Raw genomic sequence first — 22,632 nt, forward strand, 5'->3', positions numbered from 1 at the left:
CGAGCGCCGCCGCCGCTTCCCGGTGCCGCGCTCGCTGCTGGGGCGCATGTTGCTGCTGACGTTGCTGGCGGTGCTGTTCGCCCAGGCGCTGTCCAGCGTGATCTGGGTCTCGCAATTGCGTGCCACCCAGCTCGAAGGCCTGGTCACCAGCGCCCGCAGCCTGGCGCATTCGATGACCGCCAGCGTGAGTTATTTCCGTTCATTGCCGGTGGCCTACCGGCCGTTGGTCCTCGACCAGTTGCGCAGCATGGGCGGCACGCGTTTCGTAGTGACCCTCAATGACCGTCCGCTGGACATGGCGATACTGCCGCAGACCCCGCGCAAGCAGGCGGTACTGCAAGCGGTGGATGAGGTGCTGCGCCAGACTTTGGGCGCCGACGTGCATATCTCGGTGGAGTTTGTCAGCGCCGAAGACCTGCGCATTTTCAACGCCGGCCTGAAGCTCGATGAACTGCCGCGCTCCTGGGCGCATTACGCGTTGACCCTGGAGCCGGTAAACCCGCCGGTGCTGGTCACACAGATTCAACTGGCCCCCGGCGAGTGGTTGTACATCGCCTCCTTGTTGCCCGAACCCTATACCAGCCTCGAAGAGCAAGGCCTGCCCTCGCAGCAGGTGTGGTTTATCGTGCTGACCAGCGGTTTTCTGCTGCTGTTCATCGGCCTGCTGGTGCACTGGCAGAGCCGGCCGCTCAAGCGCCTGGCGCGGGCCGCGCGGGATATGTCGCTGGGCGCGGACGTGGAGCCGGTGGCCGAAGGCGGCGGCAGTGAAGTGGTGGAAGTGGGGCGTGCGTTCAATGCGATGCGTGAGCGCATCAGCCGATACCTGACCGAACGCAGCCAGCTGTTCAGTGCGATTTCCCACGACTTGCGCACACCCATTACCCGCTTGCGCCTGCGTGTGGAACTGCTGGAAGACGAGAACCTGCAAACCAAATTCGGCCGCGACCTGGATGAGCTGGAGTTGCTGGTGAAGGGCGCGCTGCAATGTGTGAAAGACACGGATATCCACGAAAACATCGAGCCGGTGGACCTGAACCACGTGCTCGACTGCCTGGTGGAACCGTACCTGGCGCCCAACGGCAACGGCCGGGTGACCCAGCATGGGCGCGCGTTGACGACTTATCCGGGCAAGCCGCTGGCGCTCAAGCGCTGCATCGGCAACCTGATCGACAACGCGTTGAAGTATGGGCAGAACGCCCATTTGCATATCGAGGACGACGGCGCGGAGTTCATCCTGCACGTCGACGATGAAGGCCCCGGCGTGCCGGAACAGCGCCTGGAGCAAGTCTTCGAACCGCACTTCAGGCTCGCTGGGCAGCAGCAGGGTTACGGCCTGGGGTTGGGCATTGCGCGCAACATTGCGCATAGCCATGGCGGTGAAGTGAGTTTGCAGAATTTGCGCGAAGGCGGGTTGCGGGTGACCTTGCAGCTGCCGCGAACCCTGGATTGAACACGATTCTTTTGTAGGAGTCCGGTTTGTCGAATCCTGGCGGCCGTGAGATCGCCATCGCCGGCAAGCCCGGCTCCTACAGAGGCGTCAGATGCTTTGGCGCAATCGGGCCAGGTCTCTCAGCGGCGGAGCACCGAATAACCGGCTGTATTCGCGGCTGAACTGCGACGGGCTTTCATACCCCACGCGATACCCCGCCGCCGAGGCTTCCAGGCCTTCGGCGATCATCAATCTGCGTGCTTCCTGCAGGCGCAGTTGCTTCTGGTACTGCAACGGGCTCATCGCGGTGATCGCCTTGAAACGGTGGTGCAGCGTCGAGACGCTGAGGTTCACTTCCTTGGCCAGGTCATCGATGCGCAGCGGTTGCTCGTAGTTGCCGTTCAGCCATGTGATCGCCTGGCTGACGCGATGGCTCTGACTGTTGGCCACGGCAATTTCGTACAGGCGATAGCCCTGCGGCCCACGCAGCAATCGGTACAGAATTTCGCGATTGATCAACGGCGCGAGCATCGCGATGTCCTTCGGCGTGTCCAGTAGACGCGCCAGGCGCAACACGGCATCCAGCAGTTGCGTGTCGATACGGTCGACGTACATCCCACGGGATGTCGGCCGTGAAGGCACGCCCATCGGGCCCGCCTCGGCAATCAGCGCGGTGAGCTGCGCCGGGTCGATATTGATGCGCACCGACAGGTTGGGGTCTTCCGGGGTGGCTTCGATGATCCGGCCGGCCACCGGCATCGCGACCGAGAACACCAGGTAGTTGAGCGGGTCGTAGGCGAAGATTTCATCGGCCAGGCGTACTTCCTTGCTGCCGCTGGCAAGGATGCACAGCGCCGGTTCCACCAGCACCGGCGTGAAGTCGCGCGGTGTGTTGTGGCGGTTCAGGTACAGCGAGGTGATCGCCGTGCCGTAGGAGCCGTCCTCCCAGGTATGGCGGTGGACGATGCTGGCCAACTCCGCGCGTTGTTTTTCCATCTCGGCATCGAGGGGCATGGGCTGATGTTCGGGCGACGACATGAGGCGTCCTCTGCATGCTTTTTTGATGGGCTCAGCTTAGCGGTGGCCTTTGAATAAGTGTTACGTCGATTCTGCACAATCCTTGCCTGATCCTGCGACACATCGTGAATCAGGCAAGCAGCGGGGCTGTCATCTCAATGAAACAAGGCGCTCGCCCGTGGAATAAACCGGCCAGCCAAACGTCCTGTCTACGCTTCTCGCAGGATTGTGCAATAAGCCTGCAGGAATTGACTAACCGCGCCCACACCCGCGCCGTTATCTTTGATCCTGTGGCAACACGCCCTCACAGTGCTTGCCGAGCATCACTTCTCAACGGGAGAGTCGAACATGTCCACCCCCATTCCCGCGAGCCATATGGCCTTTATCCGTGCCCGTACCGGGTACAGCACCGAACTCGGTGCACGCTTGAGCAGTTTGATCGAACCGGGCCGTCAGGCTCAGGGTTGCCTGCAATTCTCGTTGCAGCATTCCCAGGTCGATCCCGATGTGTGGTTGATCTCCGGTTTCTGGAGCAGCGAGCAGGCGATGAGCGCCTACTTCAACTCTGCGGCGCTGGTGATCTTTACCGAGCTGTTGAACGACATGGTGGTCCGCAGCATGGACTTCCAGACCTTCACCGACGCTTCTGCCGCCAACGCCTACGGCGAGTACCTGCAACTCGCAGGTTAAAAGCCCTTTGCCTGACGGCAACAGCACTCCTCAAGAAGTATCGTATTGGCGAGGCACTGCACTGGTTTAGAATGGCCAACTTTCCATTGGCCAGGACCTGCAACATGGCACGTAGACAATTTGCCCATCACGAAGCCGTTTCCGCCGTAGTACCGGGCGAAGGGGGCTACAGCGCCGCCGTCGCCGTCAAGGCACTGGATGGCATGGGCGCACCGCAGTTTCACAAGATCCTGGATGGACAGAAGTTCAAGACCGCCTCTGACGCCGACGATGCAGCGACGCTGCAACTGGAATGCCTGGTCGATGTGGACGAAGACGGTCAACTGAGCTGGGCCTCTGCTGCCAACTGACTCAAGCACGCTGCTGATCCAAATGTGGGCGCGGGCTTGTGTGGGTGCCGGGCTTGTCCGCGATAGCAGCACCTCGGTTTTCCAGTGGCATCGAGGTGCTGCTATCGCAGGCAAGCCAGCTCCCACACAAGCCCGCTCGCACAGTTTTTATTGCTTGGCAGTCAGCGTGGCGTGGCGCCTGGGCGATACATCTTGAACAGTGCTTCCGGCCCCAACTGGAAGTAGTCCGCCGGGCCACCGCCACGCAGGATCGGCTCGGCAGCGGCGGTGTCGTAGATGCCGTCCTTGAGCAACCACTTGGCGATGTGCACCGCCACGACTTCGCCGAGCACCAGCCAGCTGGGTACCAACTGCTGATCAGCGCGCTGCAGTTGGATGATCTGCGTCACCTTGCACTCGAACGACACCGGACTTTCGCCCACACGGGGGACGCCGACGATTTTCGACGCCACCGGCGTCAGGCCGGACAATTCGAACTCATTCACCTCGGGCGATACGGCGGCGCAACTCTGGTTCATCTGCTCGGCCAGCGGGCGAGTGGCCAGGTTCCAGACAAACTCGCCGGTCTGCTCGATATTGTTCAGGCTGTCTTTGCGCCCGACACTGGAAAACCCAATGATCGGCGGAATGTAGTTGAAGGCATTGAAGAAACTGTAGGGCGCCAGGTTCAGGCGGCCCTCGCTGTCGTGTGACGAAATCCAGCCGATCGGCCGTGGGCCGACGATGGCATTGAAGGGGTCATGGGGCAGGCCGTGGCCGTTGGCGGGTTCGTAGAAATGGATATCGTCGGACATGACCTGTTCTGCTCTCGATTTCGGGATTTGCATCATACCCAATGTGAGAGCGGGCTTGTGTGGGAGCCGGGCTTGCCCGCGATGCAGGCACCTCGGTTTTCAATTGCGCCGAGGTGATGCTATCGCAGGCAAGCCAGCTCCCACACAAGCCCGGTCCCACCATTTTTTACCGCGACAGACAGTTAGTCCGTAGTGATGCGCGAGTGCTTGCGGGTGTCCTTCATGGTCACGTAGACCACCAGCGACACCGCGATACACGCGGTCACGTACCAGTAGTAGCCGGTTTCCATGCCGATGCTCTTGAACCACAGCGCAATGTATTCGGCGGTACCGCCGAAGATCGACACGGTCAGGGCATACGGCAGGCCTACGCCCAGTGCACGGATTTCAGTCGGGAACAGCTCGGCTTTCACCACTGCGTTGATAGAGGTGTAGCCGCTGACGATGATCAATGCCGCCATGATCAGGAAGAACGCGCCCCACCAGGTCTGGATGGTGTGCAGGGTGGTGAGGATCGGCACAGTGAACAGGGTGCCGAGGACGCCGAAGGCAATCAGGATGGGTCGGCGGCCGACTTTATCCGACAGCCCGCCGATGATCGGCTGCAGGCACATGAACAGGAACAGGGTGGCTGCGGAAATCGTGGTGGAGTCGGAAATGCTCATGCCGACGGTGTTCACCAGGTACTTCTGCATGTAGGTGGTGTAGGTGTAGAAGGCCAGGGTACCGCCCATGGTCAGGCCAACCACGGTCATCAGTTCCTTGGGGTGACGCATCAAGGTGCGCATTGCGCTTTCCTTGGCTTTTTCCTTCTTGGTGAACGACTCGGTTTCTTCCATGCCGCGACGCAGGTACAGCGCGACCACCGCACACAGGGCGCCGATGGCGAACGGGATACGCCAGCCCCAGTCGTACAGCTGCTCGGTAGTGAGGGTCTGTTGCAGCACGATCAGCACGCCAAGGGCGATGAGCTGGCCAGAGATCAGGGTCACGTATTGGAAGCTGGAGTAGAAACCACGACGTTCCTTGGTCGCCATCTCGCTGAGGTAAGTGGCGGAGGTACCGTATTCGCCACCGACCGACAGGCCCTGCAGCAGACGGGCAAAGACCAGCAGGATCGGCGCACCGATGCCGATGATTTCATAGCCCGGGCTCAGGGCAATCAGCAACGAGCCGAAGCACATCAGGTAGACCGATGCCATCAGCGCCTTTTTACGTCCGACTTTGTCGGCATACAGGCCCATCAGCCAGCCGCCGATCGGGCGCATCAGGAAGCCCACGGCAAAAATTGCGGCGGTGTTGAGCAGTTGGGCGGTCGTGTCGCCTTTCGGGAAGAAGGTTTTTGCGAAGTACAGCGAGAAAGCGGCGTAGACGTACCAGTCGTACCACTCGACCATGTTGCCGACGGAGCCACTGAAAATCGATTTGATCCGGCTGGAGGTGGTGCGTTCTTTCGCCGGCGCGGCCGCCGACCCCAGAGGCAAGGTGTTGGAGTTATCCATTCAAGGATCCTTCATCTAGTTGTTTTTATGGAGCGTGCGCGAGCACAGCCTGTCCGGGGCTATAGCAGGAGCTGTGCCAAGCCGGGGGAGGCCCGGTCTAGAAGGGGTGGGGGATTTTTTTGAGCGGAAAGCCGCTGATGATTTTTGAGTGGTGAGCGGAAATCCGCTTATGGCGGCCGTCCAGCTCCCACACTTGAATGTATTCGCAGATCAAAATGGAGGCGCTGGCTTGCCTGTAATGAGGCCCTCAAAGGGTCCCTCAATCGATCGAGAGAAACATTTCCCGGGTCAGTCCATGGCGCTGCATCTTTTCATTGAAAGTGCGCCGTGGCAGTTGCAGCTCGGCCAGCACCGCCTTGATATCGCCCTTGTGCCGGGTCAACGCGGCTTTCAGGCAGTGCGCCTCAAACGCTTCCTGCTGCGCCGCCAGCGATTGCCCAGCCTCGATACCTTCCGGCTCAGGCTCGCCCAACCCCAGCACCTGGCGTTCAGCGAAGTTGGCCAGCTCGCGCACATTGCCCGGCCAGTCGTGGCTGAGCAGCCGTCCCAGTTGCGCGCCGCTCAAGGGTTCGACGCTACGGCCCAGGCGTTCGGCAGCGCTTTGGGCGAAGTGATCGAACAGCAGCGGGATATCTTCACGACGTTCGCGCAGCGCAGGCAGGCGCAGTTGCGCGACGTTCAACCGATAGGCCAGGTCTTCGCGAAAGCGTCCGGCGCGGGCTTCTTCGAGCAAATCCGGCTTGGTGGCGGCGATGATGCGCAAGTCCACATGAATGCTCTGGTTGGAGCCCAGCCGTTCGAGCTTCTGCTCCTGCAGCACCCGCAGCAGTTTCACCTGCTGGGCGAGGGGCATGCTTTCGATTTCATCGAGAAACAGCGTGCCGCCGTGGGCGTACTCGAGTTTGCCGATGCGCTTGCCCTGGGCGCCGGTGAAGGCGCCGCTTTCGTGGCCGAACAACTCGGCCTCGAACAACTGCTCGGGGATCGCCGCGCAGTTGAGGGCCACGAACGGCTTCTTGGCGCGCGGGCCGAAATCATGCAGGCAACGGGCGACCAACTCCTTGCCGCTGCCGGTCTCGCCTCGGATCAATACGTTGACCGGCAGCGTCGCCAGGTCCAGTACTTGCCGACGCAGATTCTGCAGGCCGCGCGACACACCGAGCAGGCTGGACTCCAACTGCGCCCGATGATCGGCCTGTTGATGCAGGCGGCGGTTTTCGAGGATCAGCCCGCGCTTGTCCAGCGCGCGGCGCAGGCTGTTGAGCAGGGCGTCGGGGCTGAAGGGTTTCTCGAGGAAGTCGTAGGCCCCGTCGCGCATGGCCTCGACAGCCATGGGCACGTCGCCATGACCGGTCAGCAGGATGACCGGCAGGTCGGCGTCGCGGCGTTGCACTTCGGCCAGCAGTTCCAGGCCACTGAGACCGGGCATGCGCACATCGCTGAGGATCACCCCGGGGAAATCCTTGGGCAGCCGCGCCAGGCATTCCTCGGCACGGCTGAACAGTTGCACGTCAAACCCTGACAGGCTCAGCCATTGTTCGACGGCCGTGCGAATACTGGCTTCGTCATCGACCACAATCACTGCATTCAACATAGGTCCGGCGTCTCCAGCGCGATGGGCAAGGTCAAGGTAAACACCGCGCCGTCGCCACGGTTGCCGGCACTCAGGCGCCCGCCCAATTCGTGCACGATCGCGTAGGACACCGCCAGCCCGAGGCCGAGCCCGTCACCCACCGGCTTGGTGGTGAAGAACGGGTCGAACACATTGTTCAGGTGCTCCTCGGCAATGCCACCGCCGCTGTCGCTGACGGTCAGTTGCCACAATTGCTGATCGGCGTGCAGGCGGATTTCCAGGCGTTTGCGCGGCTTGTCGGCCATCGCATCAAGGGCATTGCGCAGCAGGTTGATCAGCACTTGTTCAAGGCGGATCGCATCGCCACGCACCCAGGCCGGGCGGGTCAGGTCCAGCACCACGCCGATGGCTTCGTCGCGCAGGCGCGCATCGAGCAGGTGCAAGGATTGGTCGACCACCGTGGCCAGGTCCAAGCGCTCGCGCAGGCCGCTGGGGCTCTTGCGCGCGAAGGTCTTGAGATGGCCGGTGAGCGCGGCCATGCGCGTGAGCATTTCGTCGAGCGGGGTCAGGGCCTTGTAGGCATCGTCCACCCGCCCATGGTCGAGCAGCAGGCGCAGGGTCGCCAACTGCATACGCTGGGCGGTCAGCGGCTGGTTGATTTCATGCGCGAGGGCGGCGGACATCTGCCCCAGCGCCGCCAATTTGGCCGATTGCACCAAACCGTCCTGGGCGGTGCGCAGGGCCTGGGTGCGCTCTTCCACCAGTTGTTCGAGTTCTTCGCGGCTGCGCTGGCGCAAGCGGGCCAGGCGCCAGCGCTGCGTGAGAAACAGCACCAGGAACACCAATGCCAGCCAGGAGCCGGCAGCGGCCAGGCCGGCGTTGCGCTGGTCTTCAAAGGCGAACTGGGGTTTGCGCAACAAGTGCAGGGTCCAGCCCTCGGCCTTGAGCGGCAGCGACTCCCAGATGTAATTGGCATTGCCGTCGGGGCCGTTGACGCGCATCAGGTGGCTGTTTTCGTCAAAGCGTTGCAGCACCTGGGTTTCCAGCGGCTGCAGGTGTTTCTTGTCGTATTGGCGAGTGGCCTTGAGTTCGACAAGATCGTTCGCCGACAGCGGCCGCAGGTTGCGATATCGCCAGCCCGGCTGGTTGGCAATAAACACGATGCCGCGTGCATCGCTGACCAGCAGCAGGTCATTGCCCTGCGCCCACTCGCGTTCCAGCTCGGGGAATTCCAGCTTGACCACCATCGCGCCGAGGAACTGCTCGTGTTCATCCAGCACCGCGCTGGAGAGAAAATACCCCGGCACGCCGGTGGTCACGCCCACCGCATAAAACCGCCCGGTGCCCTGGCTCAGGGTTTGGCTGAAATACGGTCGAAACGCGTAGTTGTGCCCGACATAACTGCTCGGCAGGTTCCAGTTGCTGGCGGCCACGGCCAGGCCGGTGCGGTCCATCAACTCCAGGGTGGAGGACTGCGCGGCGCCGTTGATGCGCTCCAGTTTGCGGTTGAGCAGGTCTTGGGTCGTGGCTTGCAGCGGGCCCTTCAAGGCGTTGATCATTTCCGAGTCCAGCGCCAGCACGGCGGGCAGGGCGCGGTAGCGTTCGATCAGGGTGTGCAGCGAATTGGCGTACAGCGCCAGTTGCTGATTGGCACGTGCGGCATCATCCACCAGGGCCTGGCGCTCGGCATGACGGGTGGCCAAGGCCGCGGCCAGTACGGCACCGGCAATGATCAGCAAAGAGTAGAAAGTCAGTCGCAGGGGGCGAGGGATCACGATCATACGATGATGAGCAGGCACAGTAAGGGGAGAGCACCATAGCATGCGCGGCTTGGATCTTGTGGTGAGGGGCTGTTGTGGCTGATGGGGAGAGTGGGCTGGTGCGGCGAGCAGGCTTCTTGTGGTGAGCAGGCTTCTTGGGTGAGCGGGCTTCTTGTGGTGAGCGGGCTTGCCCCGCGTTGGGCTGCGAAGCGGCCCCCAAAACCAGGCAATGCGGTTTGACCTGAAGGAATGCGGTGATCTTTATGGGGCCGCTTCGCAGCCCAACGCGGGGCAAGCCCGCTCGCCACAATAAACGCAATTGCCAAGACGCGCGTGCCAGGCATGACAAGCCCGCTTGCCACAGGTGAAACAGCAGGCAATAAAAAAGCGACCGGGCCATGGGCCGCGGTCGCTTCAGTCTTGCGGGAGGGTGCTTACTGCACTTCTACCGCCAGGCTTTCACTGATCTTTTTCTGCCAGATGGCAGGACCGGTGATATGGACGGATTCGCCCTTGCTGTCCACCGCAACGGTAACCGGCATGTCCTTCACGTCGAACTCGTAGATCGCTTCCATGCCCAGTTCGGCGAAGGCGACAACGCGCGACTTCTTGATGGCTTGCGCCACCAGGTAAGCAGCGCCGCCCACGGCCATCAGGTACACGGCCTTGTGGTCCTTGATCGCTTCGATTGCGGTCGGGCCGCGCTCGGATTTGCCGATCATGCCCAGCAGGCCGGTTTGCTCGAGGATCTGACGGGTGAACTTGTCCATCCGCGTGGCGGTGGTAGGACCGGCTGGGCCAACCACTTCTTCGCGCACCGGATCAACGGGGCCGACGTAGTAGATAAAGCGACCCTTGAGGTCCACCGGCAGGGTTTCACCCTTGTTCAGCATCTCGACCATGCGCTTGTGCGCGGCGTCACGACCGGTGAGCATCTTGCCGTTGAGCAACACGGTTTCGCCCGGCTTCCAGCTCTGCACTTCTTCCGGGGTCAGGGTGTCGAGGTTGACGCGACGGGCCGACGGGCCAGCTTCCCAGACGATCTCCGGGTAGGCGTCCAACGGTGGCGCTTCCAGCGACGCCGGGCCCGAACCGTCGAGCACGAAGTGTGCGTGACGGGTGGCGGCGCAGTTGGGGATCATGCACACCGGCAGCGAGGCGGCGTGGGTCGGGTAGTCCATGATCTTCACGTCGAGCACGGTGGTCAGGCCACCCAGGCCCTGGGCGCCGATGCCCAGTTGGTTGACCTTCTCGAACAGCTCCAGGCGCATCTCTTCGATACGGTTCTGCGGGCCGCGCTTTTTCAGCTCGTGGATGTCGATGGATTCCATCAACACTTCCTTGGCCATCACGGCAGCTTTCTCGGCGGTGCCGCCGATGCCGATGCCGAGCATGCCCGGTGGGCACCAGCCGGCGCCCATGGTCGGAACGGTCTTGAGCACCCAGTCGACGATCGAGTCGGACGGGTTGAGCATGGCCATTTTCGACTTGTTCTCGGAACCGCCGCCCTTGGCCGCCACATCCACTTCCACGGTGTTACCCGGGACGACGGAGTAATGGATCACGGCCGGGGTGTTGTCCTTGGTGTTTTTACGCGCACCGGCCGGGTCGGCGAGGATCGATGCACGCAGGACGTTTTCCGGCAGGTTGTAGGCGCGACGCACGCCTTCGTTGATCATGTCGTCCAGGCCCATGGTGGCGCCATCCCAACGCACGTCCATGCCCACGCGCACGAACACGGTAACGATACCGGTGTCCTGGCAGATCGGGCGATGGCCGGTGGCGCACATGCGTGAGTTGATCAGGATCTGCGCCATGGAGTCACGGGCTGCCGGCGATTCTTCGCGCAGGTAGGCCTCGTGCATCGCCTGGATGAAGTCAACGGGGTGGTAGTAGGAAATGAATTGCAGGGCGTCGGCAACGCTCTGAATCAGGTCGTCTTGCTTGATCACGGTCATGAGTCGCGCTCCTCTATAAGGGAACATTCAATAAAGGTGGGCTCAGTGTTGCATCGGTCGGCTGAGCTCACCTTTCCAAGGCACGCCAAAGTGGTGCAGGCGCGACGCTAAAAAGGCGCGGCAGTATAACCCGACGCGGTGGCCGATACACCCGACTATGGTCAAACTGTCGCAGGCGTGATTCCCTGTGCGCGCCCCTTGTGATTGAGTCCTTATATGCCTGAACTGTACGTCGGCGAACGCCATTGGTCGGTATCTGCCGGCAGCAACCTGTTGGACGCCTTGAACCAGGCAGGTGTCGCCGTGCCCTACAGTTGTCGCGCCGGCAGTTGCCATGCCTGCCTGGTGCGTTGCCAGGGCGAGGTCGAGGACCAGCAACCCGAGGCCTTGAGCCTCGCGCAACGCCAGGACGGCTGGCGGTTGGCTTGCCAGTGCCAGGTCAGCGGGGATCTGCGCGTCGAAGCGTTTGACCCGACGCGTGATGGATTGCCAGCCCAGGTGGTGGGTGTCGATTGGCTGAACCCGACGGTGCTGCGCCTGCGCCTGCAACCGGAGCGGGGCCTGCGTTACCAGGCCGGGCAGCACCTGGTGCTGTGGGCGGGGCACGTTGCACGCCCGTATTCCCTGGCGAGCTTGCCGCAGGAGGAGCCGTTCCTGGAGTTTCACCTGGATTGCCGCCAGCCCGGTGAGTTCAGCGATCTTGCCCGGCAGTTGCAGGTGGGCGATGGTCTGCGACTGGGCGAATTGCGGGGCGGGGCACTGCAGTATGATCCCGACTGGCAGGCTCGGCCGTTATGGCTGCTGGCCTCCGGCACCGGCCTGGGACCGTTGTGGGGCGTGTTGCGCGAGGCGCTGCGCCAGGATCACCAGGGCGCTATCCGCGTGATTCACCTGGCTCATGACGCCGGCAGCCATTATCTGGCCGAGCCCCTGGCGGAGCTGGCTGCGCAGCATCCCAACCTGACTGTCGAGCTGTGGACGGCGGCTGAGTCGGCCCAGGCATTGGCGCAACTGCGGCTTGTTTCGCGGCAAACTCTGGCCTTACTCTGCGGACACCCAGCCAGTGTCGAGGCGTTTTCCAAGCGTCTGTTCCTGGCTGGCTTGCCGCGCAATCAACTGCTGGCCGACGTGTTCCTGCCGCGTGGTTGAGCGCTGAATTCTACCGCCGCGAGATTCGCCATGACCGATGCCATCCTGCAGCACCGCGAACGTGGGCTGCTGACCTTGCAGCTCAATCGCCCGGACAAGAAAAACGCCCTGACCCGCGCCATGTACACGCTGCTGGCCGAGGCGCTGGAGCAGGCGGATGCGGATGCAGATGTGCGATCCGTGCTCATCCAGGGCAGCAGCGAATGCTTCACTGCTGGCAACGACATCGCCGACTTCCTCGAGCAGCCGCCCAGCGACCTCGACAGCCCACCGTTTCACTTCATGAAAAGCCTGCTCAACTGTCGCAAGCCGGTAATCGCTGCCGTGGCAGGGGCGGCGGTGGGTATTGGTACGACGCTGCTGCTGCACTGCGACCTGGTGTACATCAGCCGGGACGCGCGGTTGCGCATGCCGTTCGTCAACCTGGGATTGTGCCCGGAGTTTGGCTCGAGCCTGATCCTGCCGCGCCTGCTGGGGCACGCGAAAGCTGCTGAACTGTTGCTGTTGGGCGAGGGCTTTAGCGGCGAACAAGCGGCGGCGTGGGGGATTGCCACCGAAGCGTTGGGCAGTGGCGAAGCGGCGCTGGCCAAGGCTCGGGAAATGGCCGAGCGCTTTGAAAACCTGGCGCCGGGAGCCGTGCAGGTGACCAAGCAATTGATGAAGAGTGTTGATCGTGAGCAGTTGCGGCAGGTGATCGAGGAGGAGGGGGCGTTGTTTGTGCAGCGTCTGAAATCACCGGAAGCGATTGCGGCGTTGTCGGCTTTCATCACTCGGCGCTGAAGGTCGGTTGATTGGTCTGGCCTGATCGCGGGCAAGCCCGGCTTGCACATCGGAGTGCAGTCAACTGTGGGAGCCGGGCTTGCCCGCGATGAGGTCGTGACAGCCAGTCGGTCACTCTGGTCTGAAATGCAAAAAGCCCCGCCATTCACATGGCGGGGCTTTTGTTTTTCAGCGTGTCACTCAGTACTGCGGGTCGCCCACGTGCAGGATCTTCATGCCATTGGTGCCACCGGTGGTGTGGTAGCTGTCGCCCTTGGTGAGGATGACCCAGTCGCCTTGCTCTACGACGCCGCGCTTGACCAGCTCGTCGATCGCTTTCTGGCTGACTTCGTTCGGTGCCAGCGAAGCCGGGTCGAACGGAATGGTGTACACACCACGGAACAGCGCCGCGCGGGCCTGGGCTTCGCGGTGCGGGGTGAACGCGTAGATCGGCACCGACGAACGGATGCGCGACATGATCAACGGCGTGTAGCCACTTTCGGTCAAGGCGATGATCGCCTTCACGCCCGGGAAGTGGTTGGCGGTGTACATGGCCGCCAGGGCGATGCTCTGGTCGCAGCTTTCGAACACTTTGCCGATGCGGTGGCTGGAGGTCTTGCTGGTCGGGTGCTTCTCGGCACCGACACAGATACGCGCCATGGCCTGGACGGCTTCCAGCGGGTACGGACCCGCGGCACTTTCAGCCGAGAGCATCACGGCGTCGGTGTAGTCGAGCACGGCGTTGGCCACGTCGGACACTTCGGCACGGGTTGGCATCGGGTTCTGGATCATCGACTCCATCATCTGGGTCGCCACGATCACTGCCTTGTTGTGGCGGCGTGCGTGCAGGATGATCTTCTTCTGGATACCGATCAGCTCGGCATCGCCGATTTCCACGCCCAGGTCACCACGGGCCACCATCACGGCGTCGGATGCCTTGATCAGGCCGTCGAGGGTTTCGTCATCGGCCACGGCTTCGGCGCGTTCGATCTTCGCCACCAGCCAGGCGGTGCCGCCGGCTTCGTCGCGCAGCTTGCGGGCGTATTCCATGTCGGCGGCGTCGCGCGGGAAGGACACAGCGAGGTAGTCCACTTCCATTTCGGCGGCGAGCTTGATGTCAGCCTTGTCTTTTTCAGTCAATGCCGGCGCCGTCAGGCCACCACCACGACGGTTGATGCCTTTGTGGTCGGACAGCGGGCCGCCGATGGTCACGGTGCAGATCAGTTCGGTGCCGGTGGCAGTGTCGACGCGCATGACCACGCGGCCGTCGTCCAGCAGCAGTTCGTCACCGACGCCGCAATCCTTGACCAGGTCTGGGTAGTCGATACCCACGACTTGCTGGTTGCCTTCGGTCAGCGGATGGCTGGTGGAGAAGGTGAAGGTGTCACCGATCTTCAGCTCGATACGCTTGTTGGCGAATTTGGCGATGCGGATTTTCGGGCCTTGCAGGTCACCCAGCAGTGCCACGAAGCGGCCGTGCTTGGCGGCCAGGTCACGCACCAGCTTGGCGCGAGCCTTGTGCTCGTCCGGGGTGCCGTGGGAGAAGTTCAGACGGGCAACGTCCAAACCAGCCAGAATCAGCTGTTCGAGGACTTCCGGCGAGTTGCTGGCCGGGCCAAGGGTGGCGACGATTTTGGTACGACGGACGGACATGCACAGACTCCTGAGTTCAAGCGCTGAGGAAGGCTACTATGCTCTTTCGTTGTAGTCATTGTTCGTTTGCACTACTTATCGACGATCGGCTTGTTTTTGCTGCGGTTGAATAGACGAAGACCCTTGAAGATTTTCGACGAGGGGTCGATACACTGCACAAGACAGGAGAACCCTCATGCGAATTTTGCTCGTTGCTGCCCTGGCCGTCAGTGTTGTCGGCTGCACCCGCTGGTCGATGGACCACCATTTGAACAACGCCTACCGCGCCTACGGGGTCGGCGATTGCCAGCGCGTCACCCTGGAGTTATCCCAGGTCGACCGCGAAAGCCGCACCCGGCGTTATGTGCAACCGGAGGTCTCGATGCTGCGCGGCCAATGCCTGGAACGCCAGAAACTGTTCGTCGATGCGGTGCAGACCTATCAATTCATCATCAATCAGTACCCTTCCAGTGAGTATGCGTACCGGGCTCGCGCACGGCTGGATACCCTGCAACAACTGGGGCACTACCCCGGCGCAAGCGCCGCCCAGCCACGTCCTGCGTCGTTGTGATGATATTCATCATGTCATGACTGGCCTGCCGCCAGTCTTGGGCTATTCTTCGAATGTTCATTTGTACAAGTTTCTATTCGAATGAATGCAAGGCCCGGACTCGACAGCTGTTTAGTGACCAAAAAGGTGTTTGTTGTCACACCGAGTTTCAGGGAGAGCGAGCGATTTCTGCTCGTTCCGAATCACTGGCGCGGCCAGATCATGGCCACTGGATGGCGATCTCACCATGTTTACCGACCGACGGATCGAGCGGCATCACCTTCCTTACTTCCTGCAAGTGTTTAACCGTCTTACCGACAAACCCATTGGCTTTTTAGGGAACGTCTCTGAAGACGGGCTGATGTTGATCAGTCAGTTGCCCTTGATGGTGGGCGTAGACTTCGAGCTACGCCTGAAAATCCCAGTGGCGGACGATACCTTCCATGCAATCGACCTCACGGCGACCTGCTTGTGGAGCCATGAAGATATCAATCCTCAGCATTATGATTCGGGGTTCAGTGTGCAGCAGGCCCCCGAGGAATATGGGCAATTGATCAATGTCTTGTTGCATTACTTCAGCTTTGATCCCTTGCAGGCCTCAGCCTAGCTATAGCGCGTTGTCGGCCCGGTTTGAGGGATTGTCCCCGCCGCGGCCGTGCGCCTTTTTCAGCTGGACCTAGAACACCCCGGCTTTTTTCCAGCTCAGGTAGCGTGTCACCAGGCACGCTCCCAGCTGTGAGGGTGAGGTATCGATGACCGACAGGCCGTGGGCACTCAAGCGTTCGTGCAGTTCTTCGCGGGTATTGAGGTAATCGACGGTGCCGCTATAGGCCAACGCTTCCGGCAGGGTCTGTACCGGGGACTGGCGCAGTTGATCGAGTACTTCCTCACGCAAACTGGCCACCAGCACCCGATGCTGGCGGCTGATACGCTTGACGGCGGACAGTAGCGCTTCATCGTCCTCATCCCGCAGGTTGGTAACCACAATCACCAATGCGCGGCGTTTTTGCCGGGCCAGCAGTTGGCTGGCCGCCGCCTGGTAATCGGCCGTGCGTCGGGTGGTATCCAGGTCGTACACCGTGTTGAGCAACAGATTCAACTGGCTGCTGCCCTTGACCGGCGCCAGGTAGCGCGGCTGGTCGCCGGCGAAGGTACACAGCCCCACCGCATCGCCCTGGCGCAAGGCGACATAGCTGAGCAGCAGGCAGGCGTTGAGGGCATGGTCAAAGTGGGACAGCTCGTCATCCTGGCTGCGCATGCGCCGGCCGCAATCGAGCATGAATACAATCTGCTGGTCGCGCTCATCCTGATATTCGCGGGCGATGGGCGTGCGTTGTCGTGCCGTGGCCTTCCAGTCGATCTGGCGCAGGCTGTCGCCCTCGCGAAACTCGCGCAGTTGATGAAACTCCAGCCCCAACCCTCTCCGCTGGCGTTGCCGCACACCCAGTTGGCTCAGCCAGTTATCCACACCCAGCAACTGCGCGCCGTAGAGACGGGCGAAATCCGGATAGACGCGGGTGACATCGCTGACCTCGACAAAACGCCGTGTCGACCATAACCCGAAGGGGCTCGGCAGGTGGATTTCGCAACGGCTGAAGCTGAAGTGCCCACGCCGCAGGGGGCGAAGGCGATACCCCAGCTCACTGCGTTCACCCGGCCGCAGTGCTATGGACTGGGGCATGTTCTCCACCATCAACCCGTCCGGCGCATGATCGAACACCTGTACCGTCAACGGCTGCGCGTAGGCATGCTCCAGTGTCAGGCGGACCTCGCCCCAGCGGCCCAGCGCCAGGCTGCCGGGCATCTGCCGCTGTACACGGGGGGACGGGCGTCGATGCTGGCGCACGGCGTCCAGCACGGCCAGCAGCAACAACGCGAGGAGCAAGCCCCATGCAATGGAGTGCAGGGTGTCAGGCACTTTGAGCGCCAGCGCCACTGCGATGCCCAGCAGAATATTCAGGCCCAGCAGCACGCCAAGCCAGGCCAGTAACAGACGAGTCGGTTTCATGGGCGGGTCATTGGCGTGGGGCCGGGATCTGGTCCAGCAGTTGCTTGAGCACCTGGTCGACCTCCAATCCGTCGATGTCCAACTCGGGCGCGATACGCACCCGATGGCGCAGCACTGCGAGGGCGCACCCCTTGATGTCATCCGGGGTGACGAACTCCGCACCGCGCAGCAGTGCCCGTGCGCGCGCGCCGCGGACCAGTGCAATCGAAGCCCGAGGGCCGGCACCGATGGCGAGGCCCGGCCAACTGCGGGTGGCACGCGCCAGGCGCACGGCATAGTCGAGAACTTGTTCATCCAGGGCCAATTCACTGGCGATCTGCTGTAACAGCAGTACATCGTCGGCCACCAGGACCCTGCGCAATGGCTGCACATCCAGCATGTCGGCGCGGGACGAGCGCGTTACTTCGCGCACCATGTCCAGCTCCTGCTGCGCATCCGGATAATCCATGCGGACCTTCAGCATGAAACGGTCCAGCTCAGCTTCCGGCAACGGATAGGTGCCTTCCTGTTCGATGGGGTTCTGGGTCGCCAGCACCATGAACGGCTGGCTGATGGGCAGCGCTTCGCCTTCGAGGGTAACTTGGCGCTCCTGCATGGCTTCGAGCAGGGCTGCCTGGGTCTTGGCCGGGGCGCGGTTGATTTCGTCGGCGAGCAGCAGGTGGGTGAACACCGGTCCCTTGCGCAGCTTGAATTGTTCGGTGCGCTGGTCGTACACGGCGTGCCCGGTAACATCGCTGGGCATCAGGTCGGGGGTGAACTGGATGCGTGCGAACTCGCCGTCAAAACAACGCGCCAGGGCACGTACCAGCAGGGTTTTACCCAGTCCCGGCACCCCTTCGAGCAACACATGGCCGCCGGCAATCAGCGCGGTCAGCACATCATCGATCACCTGGTCCTGGCCAATCACTGCCTTGCGCAGCTCGACGCGCAAGGCCTGGGCTAGCTGGCTGGCACGGTGCAAGGCTTCGCGGTTCACGGCAGTGGCGCTTGGAAAATCGCTCATAGGGCATTCCTGAGAGTTTGCAGGCACGCCACCTGTCGGCTGAAATCGGCACTGGAAAGCCGTTTCGCCGCAGGTGGGCCAAGGGCCTGGCTGATGACGTGAGAGGGTTGGCGCGTCAGGTGCTCAAGCACCCGCCACTGTTCTGCGTTGTCGAGGTGTTCAAAGCCAGGGTGGCGGCGCCGGGCGGCGCGCAGGATATCGCGCTGCAAAGCCTGCAACAGGGTGCCCTGGCCGCTGCGGCGTAGCAGGAAGTCGGCGCTGGCTTTCAAGTGCTCCTGCAACTGTCGGCGCGCCTTGGGAGCGGGTGCCTGGATCGGGCCTTGGCGCATGCCGGCGTGCCAGAGTCCTAATGCGATCAGGGCAATGAGGGCTACCAACGCTTGGGGGAAATACCGTATCAGCAGGGTGAACAAGTTGTCGAAGTCGCTGTTGAACAGCAGGGTGACGGCCGTGCCCTGATTCAGGTACCACAGCAGCCAGGCATTGTCGTGCTCGCCGATTGCTGGAGTTTTCCACAGGTCGCTGTCGGTGATCACCGTGACGCGGCCTTGCCCGAGGTCAAGTTGCATCAGGTGGCTTGAGCCGGCGCTATTGGCTGAAAATTGTGCCAGGTGCCTGGGGTCGATCAGGTTGAAGTGGGTGTCGAAACTGAAATAGGCCGGGGCGGTTTCATTGTCGACATAGAGCTTGGTCAGGTCCGGCGCTTTCTTTTTGCGGGCCGGGGCCGGTTCTTCAGGGTCGTCACTCAAGGCCTGGTGGATGGACAGGCGATCAAGCAGCAGGTCGCCGCTTTTGCCGGCCTCTTCATCCCAGAGTGCCTGTGCCACCAGCAACAGATGACCGCCGGACTTCGCCCACGCCAGCAGTTGTTCGACCTGGCGTGGCGACATCGTGCTTCGGTCGCCCAGTAACAACAGGCTGTTGCCCTTGGCGGGGAGGGTAGCCAGCCGCTCCAGGCTATTGGCATGTTCCACGGCCAGGCCCTGCTGGCGCAGGAAGTGTTCGGCTGCCAGATAGGGGTTGGCCGTGGCCTCGGGTGAAGGGCCGCGATCCACCACGACCTCGTAGGGCGTCGCTTTGCTCCACGCGTAAAAACCGCCAGCCCCCAGCAGGCAGGCCAGCAGTAACGCCACCCACACTAATGGCCGGTTCATGGGCGGCCCTCCGGACTGAATAGCGTACGCCAATCACTGCAGAGTTTTTGCTGGGCCGAGGTGGGCGGAAGGAGATGACCGTAGGCGAGGTTTTGCCAGTGCCGGGTCAATTCATCGCTGAAGGCCAGTAGCTGCGGTTGCTGCAACTGATGAACACGCTCCAGCACCTGGCCCTCGGTGTCTGCGCTTTTCAGCGGCAGGTTGAAGTCATGCAGTAACCGGCTGAGCAGGCCGCGATACAGAAGGCCCAGAGCGTCCCTCGGTCGCGTCGCCCACAGTTGCTCGGCGGTGCTGGCAATATCCTCGGGCAAGGTCTCAGCGCCCAGTGCCAGGCCGAACAACTGTGTCGGTACGGGCTTGGCCACGTTGATTTTGCCTGGCCCGCGCCGGCGGGCAAACGTGCGTAGCCAGTCACGGTATCGCCATGCCAGCAGGGCCAGGCCACCGATCAAAAGTCCCCATAAAAGCACTTCCAGGCCTTGGGCGATGTGCTTGAAGGTGTCGCTGTTGAGGTTATCCAGGAATGCCTGCAGCCAGGCCGGAAGCTTGCCATCGCCGTGGGCCTTGTTTTTAACCACGGGTTTGTCTTCGCCAAAGTGGTAGCGGGTGACGGTTTCCGGGTTTTTGAACGGCGGCTTGTCGAGCAGCGACTGGATGGAATGACTCGCGCCTTGGGTGCTCAATGGTTTTGGCGCAGGGGATGTCTCGGCCATGACGGGCGGGCTGACAGGCAGCAGTATCAGCCCGGCGACCAGCACGAGCAGCATGGCCGCACTGCTCAGGCGCTGGCGAAGACGGCGGAACACCAGCTCCAGGTCCCAGGCTTCCAGCACTGTGCGGCGGTTGAGGTAGAGGCTGAATCCGCAGGCCACGTAGATGGGCTCCCAAAACACCAGGATCAAGGCGTAGAAGGCATTGCCCAGATGTGTCAGCCACAGCCCTTCCGAACTAGAGGCCAGTGCCAGGCGTTGCCAGTCCCACTGCATTTCGACGTCCTGGGGGATAAACAGGTAGAACAACGCCATGCAGCCGAACCACAGGCCGATTTCCAGATGCACCCCGACGATGGTCAGCCAGCGTGCGGCACCGGCGTTACGTTGCTGCAGTACACCCAGGCGTTTCTGGCGCGCCTGGCCATCCAGGCCTTCGAGTTGACTGACCGGCATGACGAAGCTGCGACTGAGGCTGAGCCGCCGCCAGGTCAGGCTGGCCAGCAGTTGGCCCTTGAGCAGCCGCGGCCATTGGCGAACGGCCTGCTTGAGGCTGGGCGTTTCACCAAACAGGGCCTTGGACAGGATATACAGCGGCAGGCGATCGAATGCGGGCTTGAACCACCAGAACAGGAATATGGCGGTAGACGGGTAGTTCCACAGCAGCGCGGTGAGCAGGGCGAACACAGGCAGGGTTATCAGCGCCCAACTGCTCATCAGTAGCAGGCGATGTTCGCGGGCCATCAATGCACCCAGGTCCATGGCTTCCCAGGCGGTGCGTGGGCGGATCACCACGCTGGCATCACTCAGGCGCATGATGGCTCCTTCCTGCAAGGCTCAGGTAAGCGATCACCAGCAGCCACAGGGCTGCGCCCACCAGGTACTTGACCCAAAGGGCTATCCCCGTGGTGGACGACCAGTAGGCCTCGATAAAGGCTGCGATCAGCAGGAACACCATGACCCCGCACATCATCTGCACGCTTTTATGGGCGGCGAGCCGCAAGGATTCGCCCCGGGTCAGGTACCCGGGGGCGATCAGTGCCCAGCCCAGTTGCAGCCCGGCAGCGCCGGCAAGGGCGATGGCGGTCAGTTCGAACGCACCATGACCGATGACGAAGGACCAGAAGGTCTGCCCGTAGCCAATTTCGGTCAGGTGTCCGGAGACTGCGCCGATGACCAGGCCGTTGAAAATCAGAAAGAACACGCTGCCCAGGCCGAACAGCAAACCGGCCGCGAACGTCTGGAACGCGATGCCGATGTTATGCATCACGTAGTAGCCGAACATCATCCAGTCTTCACTGGATGCACGTTCGGCGGCGCGACCCAGTCGGCTGGCGTCGGGGTCGTACATGCTTTGCATCTCGGCCACCTGCTGGGGGCTGACGATGCTGTAGATCAGGTCGGGAAACAGGAAGACCAGCAGGGCAATGCCCGCCAGGCTACCGAAGAACAGCAGGCTGGCAGTTAGTACGAAACGCCATTGCTCCCGCACCAGCCGCGGAAAGTCGGCGAGTACGAAACTCAGGATATTGGCCGCCAACTGGCTGCGATGCCGGTACAGCTGCTGATGTCCGCGCAGTGCCAGTTGTTGCAGTGGGTCCACCAGATAGCTGCTATAGCCACGCTCCTGGGCCAATGCCAGGTGCTGGCACAGACGCCGGTATTGATGGGGGAAGTCCGCCACGTCACTGGATTTTGCCTGGCCTTGTTCCAACTGTTTCAGTTGTTCGGCAAAGGCTTGCCACTGGGGCTGGTGACGGCTTTCGAACAGGCTCTGCTTCATGCGGGCCCCAACAGGCCACGGGCCACGCCATTGAGTTGTTCGACGGCGCGGGCCGGGGATACCTGCAAAGGCGTGGCGAGGATCGCGGCCAATTCGTGAACGCGCTCGGCGGAGAGTTCTCCCTGGCGTTCCGCAAAGGCAAGGATGGCCCGTTGCTCGCTCAGGTCCAGGGCAAAGGGCAAGCGCAATGCCGGCGCTTGAGGCACCCGGGGGCGGGCAAGTGGCTGTTCGCGGTAGATCACCAGCGTGCCGGCGGCCAGGTCGCCGAGGCGCTTGAAGTGAGGGTGCTGCAGGCAACTGATTGCGCCGAGAAAATAGCCAAACGGCAGCATGTCGACAAACCGCAGCAGGTTGCGGATCAGTGATGAGGACCAGCCGATCGGGGTGCCGTCGTCCTGGACGACGCGCAGGCCCATCACCTGTTTGCCCGGTGAGCAACCCTGGTTGAGCACCTCGAAGAGCACCATGTACCACCAACTGATCAGGAACAGCAGCAGTGAACCGAGGCCAATGCCGATGTTGCCCAGCAAGGCCAATGGCACCAGCAGGACGCCCATGACCACTCCTCGCAAGCCCAGGTCGAAGGCGAAGGCCAGCGCACGCGGCACCAGGCCGGCAGGGCGCAGGGGCAGGTCGATGCCCTCCGGGGTCTCGATCTGGTAGCGGGTGTCCAGTGGGGTTGATGGCATCGCGATCCTTGGCAGTGCAGAGTGGCTCAGAGACAGGGATGCTAGCAGCGTCGACGATGGAAGCAACCACTCAAGGTTTTGCTGGATGTTTGTACAGTGCAATGCGTGCTGGCCTCGAAGGC

Annotated in this window: 20 protein-coding genes; 7 read left to right on the forward strand and 13 right to left on the reverse strand. The window is 62.1% G+C overall.

Annotation, left to right across the window (positions count from 1 at the left end; translation table 11 throughout):
- The first annotated feature begins 22 nt into the window (after nucleotides 1–22).
- Entirely contained in the window at nucleotides 23–1,450 is a 1,428-nt protein-coding gene (locus tag BBG20_RS26705; RefSeq protein WP_205571682.1) for an ATP-binding protein, read from the forward strand.
- Nucleotides 1,451–1,537: 87 nt separating this feature from the next.
- Here the strand turns inward: BBG20_RS26705 and BBG20_RS26710 are convergent, their stop codons facing one another.
- A complete protein-coding gene (locus BBG20_RS26710; RefSeq protein ID WP_065908765.1) occupies nucleotides 1,538–2,467 on the reverse strand; it encodes an AraC family transcriptional regulator in 930 nt (309 codons plus the stop codon).
- Nucleotides 2,468–2,794: 327 nt separating this feature from the next.
- On the opposite strand from BBG20_RS26710, the gene BBG20_RS26715 reads away from it, so the two are divergent.
- A complete protein-coding gene (locus BBG20_RS26715; protein ID WP_065908767.1) occupies nucleotides 2,795–3,136 on the forward strand; it encodes an antibiotic biosynthesis monooxygenase family protein in 342 nt (113 codons plus the stop codon).
- Between the two features lie 71 nt (nucleotides 3,137–3,207).
- Nucleotides 3,208–3,486, forward strand: coding sequence for a hypothetical protein (locus BBG20_RS26720; protein ID WP_083221491.1), 279 nt, complete (start codon nucleotides 3,208–3,210; stop codon nucleotides 3,484–3,486).
- A 161-nt stretch (nucleotides 3,487–3,647) separates the two neighbouring features.
- Here BBG20_RS26720 and BBG20_RS26725 read toward each other — a convergent pair whose 3' ends face one another.
- The 5 genes from BBG20_RS26725 to BBG20_RS26745 form a co-directional block, all read right to left on the reverse strand.
- Complete coding sequence (locus BBG20_RS26725) at nucleotides 3,648–4,280, reverse strand: flavin reductase family protein (protein WP_065908770.1); 633 nt, start codon at nucleotides 4,278–4,280, stop codon at nucleotides 3,648–3,650.
- A 182-nt stretch (nucleotides 4,281–4,462) separates the two neighbouring features.
- Nucleotides 4,463–5,782, reverse strand: coding sequence for an MFS transporter (locus BBG20_RS26730; RefSeq protein ID WP_065908771.1), 1,320 nt, complete (start codon nucleotides 5,780–5,782; stop codon nucleotides 4,463–4,465).
- A 259-nt stretch (nucleotides 5,783–6,041) separates the two neighbouring features.
- The gene (locus tag BBG20_RS26735) at nucleotides 6,042–7,376 is read right to left on the reverse strand and encodes a sigma-54-dependent transcriptional regulator (RefSeq protein WP_065908773.1); all 1,335 of its coding nucleotides are present in this window, start codon (nucleotides 7,374–7,376) and stop codon (nucleotides 6,042–6,044) included.
- The gene (locus tag BBG20_RS26740; RefSeq protein WP_065908775.1) at nucleotides 7,370–9,136 is read right to left on the reverse strand and encodes a sensor histidine kinase; all 1,767 of its coding nucleotides are present in this window, start codon (nucleotides 9,134–9,136) and stop codon (nucleotides 7,370–7,372) included. Before BBG20_RS26740 ends, BBG20_RS26735 begins: the two co-directional genes overlap by 7 nt.
- A 413-nt stretch (nucleotides 9,137–9,549) precedes the next feature.
- Complete coding sequence (locus tag BBG20_RS26745) at nucleotides 9,550–11,073, reverse strand: fumarate hydratase (protein WP_065908777.1); 1,524 nt, start codon at nucleotides 11,071–11,073, stop codon at nucleotides 9,550–9,552.
- 216 nt (nucleotides 11,074–11,289) lie between these two features.
- Here BBG20_RS26745 and BBG20_RS26750 point away from each other — a divergent pair, with 216 nt between their 5' ends.
- Together BBG20_RS26750 and BBG20_RS26755 are read left to right on the forward strand one after the other, a co-directional pair.
- Complete coding sequence (locus tag BBG20_RS26750; RefSeq protein ID WP_065908779.1) at nucleotides 11,290–12,222, forward strand: iron-sulfur-binding ferredoxin reductase; 933 nt, start codon at nucleotides 11,290–11,292, stop codon at nucleotides 12,220–12,222.
- Nucleotides 12,223–12,252: 30 nt separating this feature from the next.
- Nucleotides 12,253–13,002, forward strand: a complete 750-nt coding sequence (locus BBG20_RS26755) for an enoyl-CoA hydratase-related protein (protein WP_065908781.1) — start codon at nucleotides 12,253–12,255, stop codon at nucleotides 13,000–13,002.
- A 180-nt stretch (nucleotides 13,003–13,182) separates the two neighbouring features.
- Here BBG20_RS26755 and pyk read toward each other — a convergent pair whose 3' ends face one another.
- On the reverse strand, nucleotides 13,183–14,634 hold the full coding sequence (gene pyk / locus BBG20_RS26760) for a pyruvate kinase (RefSeq protein WP_025854788.1): 1,452 nt from the start codon (nucleotides 14,632–14,634) through the stop codon (nucleotides 13,183–13,185).
- A gap of 175 nt (nucleotides 14,635–14,809) precedes the next feature.
- Here pyk and BBG20_RS26765 point away from each other — a divergent pair, with 175 nt between their 5' ends.
- Together BBG20_RS26765 and BBG20_RS26770 are read left to right on the forward strand one after the other, a co-directional pair.
- Complete coding sequence (locus BBG20_RS26765) at nucleotides 14,810–15,184, forward strand: tetratricopeptide repeat protein (RefSeq protein WP_065908783.1); 375 nt, start codon at nucleotides 14,810–14,812, stop codon at nucleotides 15,182–15,184.
- 226 nt (nucleotides 15,185–15,410) lie between these two features.
- Entirely contained in the window at nucleotides 15,411–15,770 is a 360-nt protein-coding gene (locus BBG20_RS26770; RefSeq protein ID WP_065908785.1) for a PilZ domain-containing protein, read from the forward strand.
- 69 nt (nucleotides 15,771–15,839) lie between these two features.
- Here the strand turns inward: BBG20_RS26770 and BBG20_RS26775 are convergent, their stop codons facing one another.
- From BBG20_RS26775 to BBG20_RS26800, 6 genes are read right to left on the reverse strand one after another with little or no spacing between them, the layout of a single operon-like run.
- Nucleotides 15,840–17,171, reverse strand: coding sequence for a DUF58 domain-containing protein (locus BBG20_RS26775; RefSeq protein ID WP_065908787.1), 1,332 nt, complete (start codon nucleotides 17,169–17,171; stop codon nucleotides 15,840–15,842).
- A 7-nt stretch (nucleotides 17,172–17,178) separates the two neighbouring features.
- Nucleotides 17,179–18,174, reverse strand: coding sequence for an AAA family ATPase (locus BBG20_RS26780; protein WP_065908789.1), 996 nt, complete (start codon nucleotides 18,172–18,174; stop codon nucleotides 17,179–17,181).
- On the reverse strand, nucleotides 18,171–19,328 hold the full coding sequence (locus BBG20_RS26785; RefSeq protein WP_065908790.1) for a DUF4350 domain-containing protein: 1,158 nt from the start codon (nucleotides 19,326–19,328) through the stop codon (nucleotides 18,171–18,173). The genes BBG20_RS26780 and BBG20_RS26785 overlap by 4 nt, the downstream gene beginning before the upstream one ends.
- A complete protein-coding gene (locus BBG20_RS26790; RefSeq protein WP_065908791.1) occupies nucleotides 19,325–20,854 on the reverse strand; it encodes a DUF4129 domain-containing protein in 1,530 nt (509 codons plus the stop codon). Before BBG20_RS26790 ends, BBG20_RS26785 begins: the two co-directional genes overlap by 4 nt.
- A complete protein-coding gene (locus tag BBG20_RS26795) occupies nucleotides 20,841–21,821 on the reverse strand; it encodes a stage II sporulation protein M (RefSeq protein ID WP_065908792.1) in 981 nt (326 codons plus the stop codon). The genes BBG20_RS26790 and BBG20_RS26795 overlap by 14 nt, the downstream gene beginning before the upstream one ends.
- On the reverse strand, nucleotides 21,818–22,510 hold the full coding sequence (locus tag BBG20_RS26800; protein WP_065908793.1) for an RDD family protein: 693 nt from the start codon (nucleotides 22,508–22,510) through the stop codon (nucleotides 21,818–21,820). The genes BBG20_RS26795 and BBG20_RS26800 overlap by 4 nt, the downstream gene beginning before the upstream one ends.
- Between the last annotated feature and the right edge of the window lie 122 nt (nucleotides 22,511–22,632).

The sequence above is a fragment of the Pseudomonas aylmerensis genome (assembly GCF_001702265.1).
In the GTDB taxonomy this organism is placed as follows: Bacteria; Pseudomonadota; Gammaproteobacteria; order Pseudomonadales; family Pseudomonadaceae; genus Aquipseudomonas; species Aquipseudomonas aylmerensis.

What these genes read in the sequence shown, in the direction of transcription:
- BBG20_RS26725 (WP_065908770.1), bottom strand. Translation starts at nt 4,280, where the DNA reads ATGTCCGACGATATCCATTTCTACGAACCCGCCAACGGCCACGGCCTG.
- BBG20_RS26795 (WP_065908792.1), bottom strand. Translation starts at nt 21,821, where the DNA reads ATGAAGCAGAGCCTGTTCGAAAGCCGTCACCAGCCCCAGTGGCAAGCC.
- BBG20_RS26770 (WP_065908785.1), top strand. Translation starts at nt 15,411, where the DNA reads ATGTTTACCGACCGACGGATCGAGCGGCATCACCTTCCTTACTTCCTG.
- BBG20_RS26765 (WP_065908783.1), top strand. Translation starts at nt 14,810, where the DNA reads ATGCGAATTTTGCTCGTTGCTGCCCTGGCCGTCAGTGTTGTCGGCTGC.
- BBG20_RS26720 (WP_083221491.1), top strand. Translation starts at nt 3,208, where the DNA reads ATGGCCAACTTTCCATTGGCCAGGACCTGCAACATGGCACGTAGACAA.
- BBG20_RS26790 (WP_065908791.1), bottom strand. Translation starts at nt 20,854, where the DNA reads ATGCGCCTGAGTGATGCCAGCGTGGTGATCCGCCCACGCACCGCCTGG.
- BBG20_RS26745 (WP_065908777.1), bottom strand. Translation starts at nt 11,073, where the DNA reads ATGACCGTGATCAAGCAAGACGACCTGATTCAGAGCGTTGCCGACGCC.
- BBG20_RS26735 (WP_065908773.1), bottom strand. Translation starts at nt 7,376, where the DNA reads ATGTTGAATGCAGTGATTGTGGTCGATGACGAAGCCAGTATTCGCACG.
- BBG20_RS26785 (WP_065908790.1), bottom strand. Translation starts at nt 19,328, where the DNA reads ATGAACCGGCCATTAGTGTGGGTGGCGTTACTGCTGGCCTGCCTGCTG.
- BBG20_RS26775 (WP_065908787.1), bottom strand. Translation starts at nt 17,171, where the DNA reads ATGAAACCGACTCGTCTGTTACTGGCCTGGCTTGGCGTGCTGCTGGGC.
- BBG20_RS26755 (WP_065908781.1), top strand. Translation starts at nt 12,253, where the DNA reads ATGACCGATGCCATCCTGCAGCACCGCGAACGTGGGCTGCTGACCTTG.
- BBG20_RS26710 (WP_065908765.1), bottom strand. Translation starts at nt 2,467, where the DNA reads ATGTCGTCGCCCGAACATCAGCCCATGCCCCTCGATGCCGAGATGGAA.
- BBG20_RS26800 (WP_065908793.1), bottom strand. Translation starts at nt 22,510, where the DNA reads ATGCCATCAACCCCACTGGACACCCGCTACCAGATCGAGACCCCGGAG.
- BBG20_RS26740 (WP_065908775.1), bottom strand. Translation starts at nt 9,136, where the DNA reads ATGATCGTGATCCCTCGCCCCCTGCGACTGACTTTCTACTCTTTGCTG.
- pyk (WP_025854788.1), bottom strand. Translation starts at nt 14,634, where the DNA reads ATGTCCGTCCGTCGTACCAAAATCGTCGCCACCCTTGGCCCGGCCAGC.
- BBG20_RS26730 (WP_065908771.1), bottom strand. Translation starts at nt 5,782, where the DNA reads ATGGATAACTCCAACACCTTGCCTCTGGGGTCGGCGGCCGCGCCGGCG.
- BBG20_RS26780 (WP_065908789.1), bottom strand. Translation starts at nt 18,174, where the DNA reads ATGAGCGATTTTCCAAGCGCCACTGCCGTGAACCGCGAAGCCTTGCAC.
- BBG20_RS26715 (WP_065908767.1), top strand. Translation starts at nt 2,795, where the DNA reads ATGTCCACCCCCATTCCCGCGAGCCATATGGCCTTTATCCGTGCCCGT.
- BBG20_RS26750 (WP_065908779.1), top strand. Translation starts at nt 11,290, where the DNA reads ATGCCTGAACTGTACGTCGGCGAACGCCATTGGTCGGTATCTGCCGGC.